Source organism: Streptomyces sp. NPDC001415 (assembly GCF_053597395.1).
The window spans coordinates 1-7,459 of the sequence record NZ_JBSFIE010000072.1; the positions used below are offsets into that span (position 1 = coordinate 1).

Sequence of the window (7,459 nt, forward strand, 5' to 3'; positions counted from 1 at the left end):
GCCCCAGACCCCGTTCGCGCCTTAAGGGCGCTCGTCCTCAAACTCCCCCAAGGCCTTAAGGGCCAGGGGGACCCCCATGACGGGCTAAAGATGCCTGCGCGAGCCAGCATCGATCCTGCTAGGGGCGGGCTCCGCCTCATGGGCGCGACCGGCAGCGCTGGGTGCCCTACAGGGGCGCGGGGAACTGCGCGACCAGCCACCCGCGGCCCGCAGGCCGAAAGGCTACAAGGGGGTCGGGGCTCGGCCCCCAGGGCGCCCTCACCCCACCCCCCTGCCAGGGGCGTGGGACTGCGACATTGTGCGGCTCCGCCGCGTGGGCGCAAACGGCTGAGCGGGGCCCCGGGTAGCCGGAACCCCGCTCAGTTCAAGGCCGCTTACAGGAACGAGTTGATCTCGATCGTCTCGGTGCGGCCGGGGCCGACCCCGATCGCGGAGATCGGCGCGCCCGACATCTCCTCCAGCGCCTTCACGTACGCCTGCGCGTTCTTCGGCAGGTCCGCGAAGGTCTTGGCCTTCGTGATGTCCTCCGACCAGCCGGGCAGGGTCTCGTAGATCGGCTTCGCGTGGTGGAAGTCGGTCTGGGAGTACGGGAGTTCCTCGACACGCTTGCCGTCGATCTCGTACGCCACGCAGACCGGGATCTGCTCCCAGCCCGTCAGGACGTCCAGCTTCGTCAGGAAGAAGTCGGTGAGGCCGTTCACGCGGGTCGCGTAACGCGCGATCGGCGCGTCGAACCAGCCGCAGCGGCGGTCACGGCCGGTGGTCACACCGCGCTCGCCACCGATGCGGCGCAGCGCCTCGCCGTCCTCGTCGAAGAGCTCCGTCGGGAACGGGCCCGCGCCGACACGGGTCGTGTACGCCTTCAGGATGCCGATGACGCGGCTGATCTTCGTCGGGCCCACGCCCGCACCCGTGCAGGCGCCGCCCGCGGTCGGGTTCGAGGAGGTGACGAAGGGGTACGTGCCGTGGTCGACGTCGAGCAGGGTGCCCTGGCCGCCCTCGAAGAGGACCACCTTGTCGTCGTCCAGCGCCTTGTTCAGGACGAGGGTGGTGTCCGTGACGTACGGCCGGATCTGCTCCGCGTACTGGAGCATCTCCTCGACGATCTTGCCGGCCTCGATCGCGCGGCGGTTGTAGATCTTGGCGAGCAGCTGGTTCTTGCCCTCAAGGGCCGCCTCGACCTTCTGCTCCAGGATCGACTCGTCGTAGAGGTCCTGGACGCGGATGCCGACGCGGTTGATCTTGTCGGCGTAGGTCGGGCCGATGCCGCGACCCGTGGTGCCGATCTTCCGCTTGCCGAGGAAGCGCTCGGAGACCTTGTCGAGCGTCACGTTGTACGGCGTGATCAGGTGAGCGTTGCCGCTGATCAGGAGCTTCGACGTGTCCACGCCTCGCTCGTTCAGTCCGCTCAGCTCGGAGAGCAGGACCGCCGGGTCGACGACGACACCGTTACCGATCACCGGGGTGCACCCCGGCGAGAGGATCCCGGAAGGGAGAAGATGCAGCGCGTACTTCTGGTCGCCGACGACGACCGTGTGGCCGGCATTGTTGCCGCCCTGGTAACGCACCACATAGTCAACGGATCCACCGAGGAGGTCGGTGGCCTTTCCCTTGCCCTCGTCACCCCACTGAGCACCGAGCAGCACAAGTGCGGGCACAGGCGTACACCCCTTCCGGGCGGGGCATGTCCAAGGTCAGGGGCATACGCGTTCCATATGTGGAGGCGTACACCATGGGCCTGAACCGAAGAAAGCTGCCCCGGAATAGACGAAGCCCCTGGCGCAATAGCGCAAGGGGCTCTTGCACAAAGATGCTACCCGAGGAAGGACCGAGGTGTCGGCTGCGCACCAGCTCGTCGTGCTCATCGACCCGGTCGCCCGCCGTATTGACGGCGAGTCCGTACGGATCGCGAAGGATGTGCTGTGTGCGGGAGCACAGGCGAAAATCTGCTGGCCACAGGGACCGGAGGAATTTGCCAGGGCACTGGCCCGCCGGGGCGGGCGGCGCACCGTGGTGGTCGGCGACGACCAGGCGCTGCTACGCACCGTGACCCTGCTGCACCGCGAGCGTGAGCTCGGCCGGGGTGCGCTTGCCCTGGTTCCGGTGGGCGCGGCCGACTCCCTGGGTCTTGCCCGCTCGCTGGGCGTGCCGATGGGCGCGGTCGCGGCCGCGCGGGCCGCGCTCGACGGCTCCGGGCACCGGCTCGACCTGCTGGCCGACGACAGCGATCAGGTCGTGCTCGGCGCCTTGCGGATCCCGGCGGTCAGCCCGCCTCCCGCGCCGCCCGCGACCCCGTCGGTGTGGGGCGCCGCCCGCTCGCTGGTACGCACCCTGGTACGGGCGCCCGCACCGGTGGCGGCGGCCGTGGCGCACCGGCTGCGGGTGGAGGCGGACGGGGTGCTCCTGAGCGACCTCGACCGGCCCGTGGCGGGGGTGTCGGTCGCCTCCGCCGACGGGCTCGCGCAGGTCGTGGTGCACGGGCGGACCGGCGAGCGGATCCGTGCCGCCGCGCGCGCCGTCACGATCTCGGGCCCGGTGGGCGGCTTCCGCTACCGCGCGGACCAGGTCGTCGCGGGCCCGGTCCGCACGCGTACGTGGACCGCCCTCGCGGGGGCGTGGGAGCTGGTCCTGCCCGGGTGAGCCGATCTGAGCATGTGGCGGGGGCTGCGGGTGGACCCGGCAGGCGAGCGGGCTCAGCCGGGCGGGAGAGGCGTGGCAGGCCCGGCGTGCTTCGGCGGGTTCAGCGGGTTCAGCGGGTTCAGCGGGGTGGGATCGGCGGGAGGTCCAGGGTCGTGCGGTGCTCGCGCCAGCGGTCCATCAACTGGGACAGCTCGCCGTGCAGGAACGCGAAGAACGCGGCCGTCTCCGCCATCCGCGCCCCGGCCGCCGTGTCCGGGCCGCCCGCGCTCGCGACGCCGTCCTTCATGACCTGCTCCCAGCGGGTCAGGATCCGGTCCCGGTTGGTGAAGGTCTCGTACCAGAGCTCGTTGTGCAGGACGTACCGGTCGCGCCGGGAGCCGGGCTCGCGCTCGCGGCCGACCATGTTGACCTGGGAGAGGTAGCGGACCGCGCCCGAGACGGCGGCCGGGCTGATCCGAAGCGCCGAAGCCAGTTCCGCCGAGGTCATCGAGCCGGTCTCGGAGACGAGCAGCGCCGCGAAGACGCGGGCCGCCATCCGCTGCATGCCCGCTTCGGTGAGCTCGGAGGCGAACCGTTCGACGAACCGGCCCACCGCGTCCTCGTCCCGCCCGTCCGCCACCTCTTGCTCCCTGTCCACGCTGCTCATGCCCTCATCGTCTCCCCTCCCCGGCCCGCCCCGGTTCCGCCGACGACTTTATACGCTTCCCAAACTTCACAACTTCGTGAAAACACTGTACGTTCAAAAACATGACGAAGGCAATCACGGTCGCCGGACTGCACAAGTCGTTCGGGCGCACGCACGCCCTCGACGGTCTCGACCTCGCCGTCGAGACCGGTGAGGTCCACGGCTTCCTCGGCCCCAACGGCGCCGGGAAGTCCACCGCCATCCGGGTCCTGCTCGGACTGCTGCGCGCCGACTCCGGCGCGGCCCGGCTGCTCGGCCGCGACCCGTGGGCCGACGCAGTCGAGCTGCACCGGCACGTGGCGTACGTACCGGGTGACGTGACCCTGTGGCGCAACCTCTCCGGCGGTGAAGTCATCGACCTGTACGGCAGGTTGAGGGGCGGGCGCCTCGACAGGTCCCGGCGCTACGACCTCATCGAGCGGTTCGAACTCGACCCCACGAAGAAGGGCCGCACCTACTCCAAGGGCAACCGGCAGAAGGTCGCCCTGGTCGCCGCGTTCGCGTCCGACGTGGACGTACTGATCCTGGACGAGCCGACCTCCGGGCTCGACCCGCTGATGGAAGAGGTCTTCCAGAGTTGCGTGGAGGAAGAGCGCGATCGCGGCCGCACCGTGCTGCTCTCCTCGCACATCCTCAGCGAGGTGGAGAGCCTCTGCGACCGGGTCAGCATCATTCGCCGGGGCCGCACCGTGGAGACCGGCTCGCTCGCCGAGCTGCGCCATCTCACCCGTACGTCCGTCACGGCCGAACTCGCGGGCACGCCCAACGGGTTGGCGGGTCTGCCGGGCGTGTACGACGTGGACGTCCAGGGCCACCGGGTCAAGCTCCAGGTCGACACCGACAAGCTGGACGCGGTGCTGCGCTCGCTCACCGAGTCGGGCGTACGGTCCCTGACCTCCACCCCGCCGACGCTTGAGGAGCTGTTCCGGCGCCATTACACGGAGGCCGAAGGCGAGGCGGTGGCGCGATGACCACCATGGCCGTACCGATGCGCGGTTCGGACGAACTGGCGGGCACGCGCGCCCTGTTGAGGCTCGCACTGCGCCGCGACCGGGTGATGATCCCGGTGTGGGCGGTCGCGCTCGGCAGCATGATCGCGAGCGGTGCGAGCACCCTGGAGAAGGTGTACAGGACCGCCGCCGAACGCGCGGACGTGGCCCACTCGATGAACGGCAACGGATCACTGCGGGCGCTGTACGGGCCGGTCTTCGACGACTCGATCGGCGGTCTCACCGCGTGGCGGTTCGGCGGGTTCGGATACGTACTCGCGGCGGTGATGAGCCTGCTCATCGTCGTCCGGCACACGCGGGAGGAAGAGGAGACGGGCCGCCAGGAGTTGCTCTCCTCGGCGATGGTGGGGCGACGGGCCCCGCTGACATCGGCACTCCTCGCAGCGTTCGTGGCCAACGCGGCGGTGACCGTCATCATCGCGGCGGGTCTGGCCAAGTCCACGGGAAATACGGCGGGTTCGGCGGCGCTGGGCCTCACCACCGGGGCGATCGGGATGCTGTTCGCGGGCATGGCGGCGATCATGGCGCAGCTCACGGAGAGCGCCCGGCTCGCCAAGGGCCTCACGGGGGCGGTCCTCGGCGCGGCGTTCCTGCTGAGGGCGGCGGGCGACACCGCGACGCGTGACGCCTCCTCGGTACTCGACTGGCTCTCCCCGCTGGGCTGGGCCGAGCACGTGCGGCCGTACGCGGGCGAGCGGTGGTGGGCGCTGCTGCTGATCGTGGCGGCGGCTCTCGCGCAGGGGGCGGCGGCGTACGTCCTGGCCGGGCGGCGCGACATCGGGATGAGCTTCGTGCCGCCCCGGCCCGGGCCCGCCGAGGGGCGCGTCTCGACGGCGTACGGTCTGGCCTGGCGGTTGCAGCGGGGCGGTGTGATCGGCTGGACGGCCGGATTCGCCCTGGCCGGGCTGCTGTTCGGGAGGATGACCGACGGGGCGGTCGATCTGGTCGGCGACAACGCGCAGACCAAGGAGATCATCCAGCGGATGGGCGGCCAGTCGGGCCTGACCGACGCGTTCCTCGCGGCGATGGTCGGCATGCTGGGGATGGTCGCGGCGCTGTACGCCACCTCGTCCGTGCTGCGGCTGCACGGCGAGGAGACGGGACAGCGCGCCGAACCGGTCCTGGCGGCCTCGGTGGGCCGGGTGCGGTGGGCGGCCGGCCACCTGGTGATCGCGTTCGGCGGGGCGGCCCTGATCATGGTGGTCGGCGGGCTCGGCCTGGCGGCCGGCTACGGCGGGGAACCCGGCCCGATCCTGGGCGCGGCCCTGGTCCAACTCCCCGCGATCTGGATGCTGGCGGGCCTGGCGGTGCTGCTGTTCGGAGCGTTTCCGAAGCTCGCGCAGGCGGCGCTGGGCGTGGTGGGCCTGTGCCTGGCCCTGGGCTGGATCGGCCCCGCACTGAACCTGCCGCAGGCCGTCCTGGACGCCTCCCCCTTCGGCCACCTGCCGAAGCTGCCGGGCACGGAGATGGCATGGACACCGGTGGTGGTGTTGACGGTGGCCGCGGGGGTGCTGGTGGCGACGGGCCTCGGGGCGCTGCGGCGGCGGGATGTGGTGAGCTGAATTCCGCTGCCTCTCAGCACTCCACTTGAAGGCGAGTGAGACCCCGGATGACGAATCCGGGGCCCCACTCCGGCTCGGCGGCGAGCCGCAGCCCGGGTGCCTTCGTGAGCAACCGCCCGAAAGAAGCGCGGAGTTCGAGCCTGGCCAGCGGGGCACCCAGGCAGTAGTGAATACCGGCGCCGAAGGAGATGTGCGGGTTGTCGGCGCGGGCCAGATCGAGGGCGTCGGGGTCGGCGAACCGCGCGGGGTCGCGGTTGGCGGACCCGAAGAGAAGCGCGACCTCGCTGCCGCGCGGGAGCTTCTGCCCGGCGAACTCGATGTCTTCGAGCACCCAGCGCTCGAAGAGCTGGAGCGAGGTGTCGTAGCGCATCAACTCCTCGACGGCGGTGGGGAGCAGAGCGTCGGGCGCGGCCCTGAGGGCGGCGAGCTGGGCGGGGTGGCGCAGGAGCGTCCACCATCCGTTGGCGGTGGTGTTGACGGTGGCCTCGTGGCCGGCATTGAGGAGGAGTACGCAGGTGGAGATCATTTCCTGCTCGGTCAGCCGGGCCTTCGCGCCACCGCTCTCGTCGTCGTACGCCGCGATCAGCGCGGAGACGAGATCCTCGCCGGGGTTCTCGCGTCGCTCGACGATCAACTCCCTCAGATAGGCGCTGAATTCAAGGGACGCGCGTACGGCGTTGGCGGCGGTCTCCTCGTCCGGGTTGAGCTCGTACATGCCGCAGATCGCGGCGGACCAGGGGCGCAGGAGGGGGCGGTCCGCCTCGGGGATGCCGAGCATCTCGGCGATGACAGCGACGGGGAGGGGCTCGGCGACCTGGGCCAGCAGGTCGCCGCCGCCGGCCGCGCAGAAGTCGTCCACGAGGCGTTCCGCGAGGCGGTGCACGGTAGGGGCGAGCCGCTCGACCGTGCGCGGGGTGAACGCCTGCGAGACGAGCCTGCGGATGCGGGTGTGGTCCGGGGGTTCCAGGTCCAGCATGCCGTGGTCGTTGAGGGTGTGGAACGGTTCGTGCGCGGCGGGTGGGGGTGTCCGGCCGAACTCCTCGTGCGTGAACCGGTGTTGATAACTCCGGCCGAGCCGGCGGTCCCGCAGCAGGGCGGACACGTCTGCGTGGTGCGGGATGAGCCACTGCCCCGTGGGGGCGTAGTAGTGCACACGGCCCGCTGCTCGTAGCTCCGCGTACGCGGGGTAGGGGTCGGCGACGAAGTCGGCGGCGCCCGGGCGGAAGAGGGTGGTGGGGTCCATGGCCTCGACAATGCGGTGCCGCTGGCCGCGGATCAAGGGGGGTGGGGTTGGGGGTGGGGGCGTGTTGGGTGCGGCGGTGTGTGGCTTGGTGCGCAGTTCCCCGCGCCCCTAAACCCCGCTCTCGGACTCGGACCGTGCGTGGTGCTCGCCCAGTTCCTCGCGCCCCTGGCGGGGTGGGGTGCGGGCGCCTCTGGGCCGTGCCCCGGACCCTCGACGCCGTCAGCCTGCGGACCGTGGGTGGCTGGTCGCTCCCCCAAGTTCTCGGCTTCTCCCCCAAGTTCTCGGCTTCGCTCGAACAGGGGGGACCCCCATGAACAGG

Annotated in this window: 6 protein-coding genes; 3 read left to right on the forward strand and 3 right to left on the reverse strand. The window is 71.1% G+C overall.

Going from position 1 to position 7,459, the window contains the following annotated elements; translation table 11 throughout:
* Positions 1 to 374 precede the first annotated feature (374 nt).
* A complete protein-coding gene (locus tag ACWC2B_RS37915) occupies positions 375 to 1,658 on the reverse strand; it encodes an adenylosuccinate synthase (protein ID WP_189967600.1) in 1,284 nt (427 codons plus the stop codon).
* A 175-nt stretch (positions 1,659 to 1,833) separates the two neighbouring features.
* On the opposite strand from ACWC2B_RS37915, the gene ACWC2B_RS37920 reads away from it, so the two are divergent.
* Complete coding sequence (locus tag ACWC2B_RS37920) at positions 1,834 to 2,640, forward strand: diacylglycerol kinase (protein WP_450724891.1); 807 nt, start codon at positions 1,834 to 1,836, stop codon at positions 2,638 to 2,640.
* Positions 2,641 to 2,758: 118 nt separating this feature from the next.
* Here ACWC2B_RS37920 and ACWC2B_RS37925 read toward each other — a convergent pair whose 3' ends face one another.
* Positions 2,759 to 3,286: a GbsR/MarR family transcriptional regulator gene (locus ACWC2B_RS37925; RefSeq protein ID WP_450724893.1), complete on the reverse strand. Its 528-nt coding sequence runs from the start codon at positions 3,284 to 3,286 to the stop codon at positions 2,759 to 2,761.
* 101 nt (positions 3,287 to 3,387) lie between these two features.
* Between ACWC2B_RS37925 and ACWC2B_RS37930 the strand changes: the two genes are divergently transcribed.
* Positions 3,388 to 4,296, forward strand: a complete 909-nt coding sequence (locus ACWC2B_RS37930) for an ABC transporter ATP-binding protein (RefSeq protein ID WP_450724895.1) — start codon at positions 3,388 to 3,390, stop codon at positions 4,294 to 4,296.
* A complete protein-coding gene (locus tag ACWC2B_RS37935) occupies positions 4,293 to 5,897 on the forward strand; it encodes an ABC transporter permease (RefSeq protein WP_450724897.1) in 1,605 nt (534 codons plus the stop codon). The genes ACWC2B_RS37930 and ACWC2B_RS37935 overlap by 4 nt, the downstream gene beginning before the upstream one ends.
* A 13-nt stretch (positions 5,898 to 5,910) precedes the next feature.
* On the opposite strand, the gene ACWC2B_RS37940 is transcribed toward ACWC2B_RS37935, so the two are convergent.
* The gene (locus ACWC2B_RS37940; protein WP_450724899.1) at positions 5,911 to 7,140 is read right to left on the reverse strand and encodes a cytochrome P450; all 1,230 of its coding nucleotides are present in this window, start codon (positions 7,138 to 7,140) and stop codon (positions 5,911 to 5,913) included.
* Positions 7,141 to 7,459: the final 319 nt, after the last annotated feature.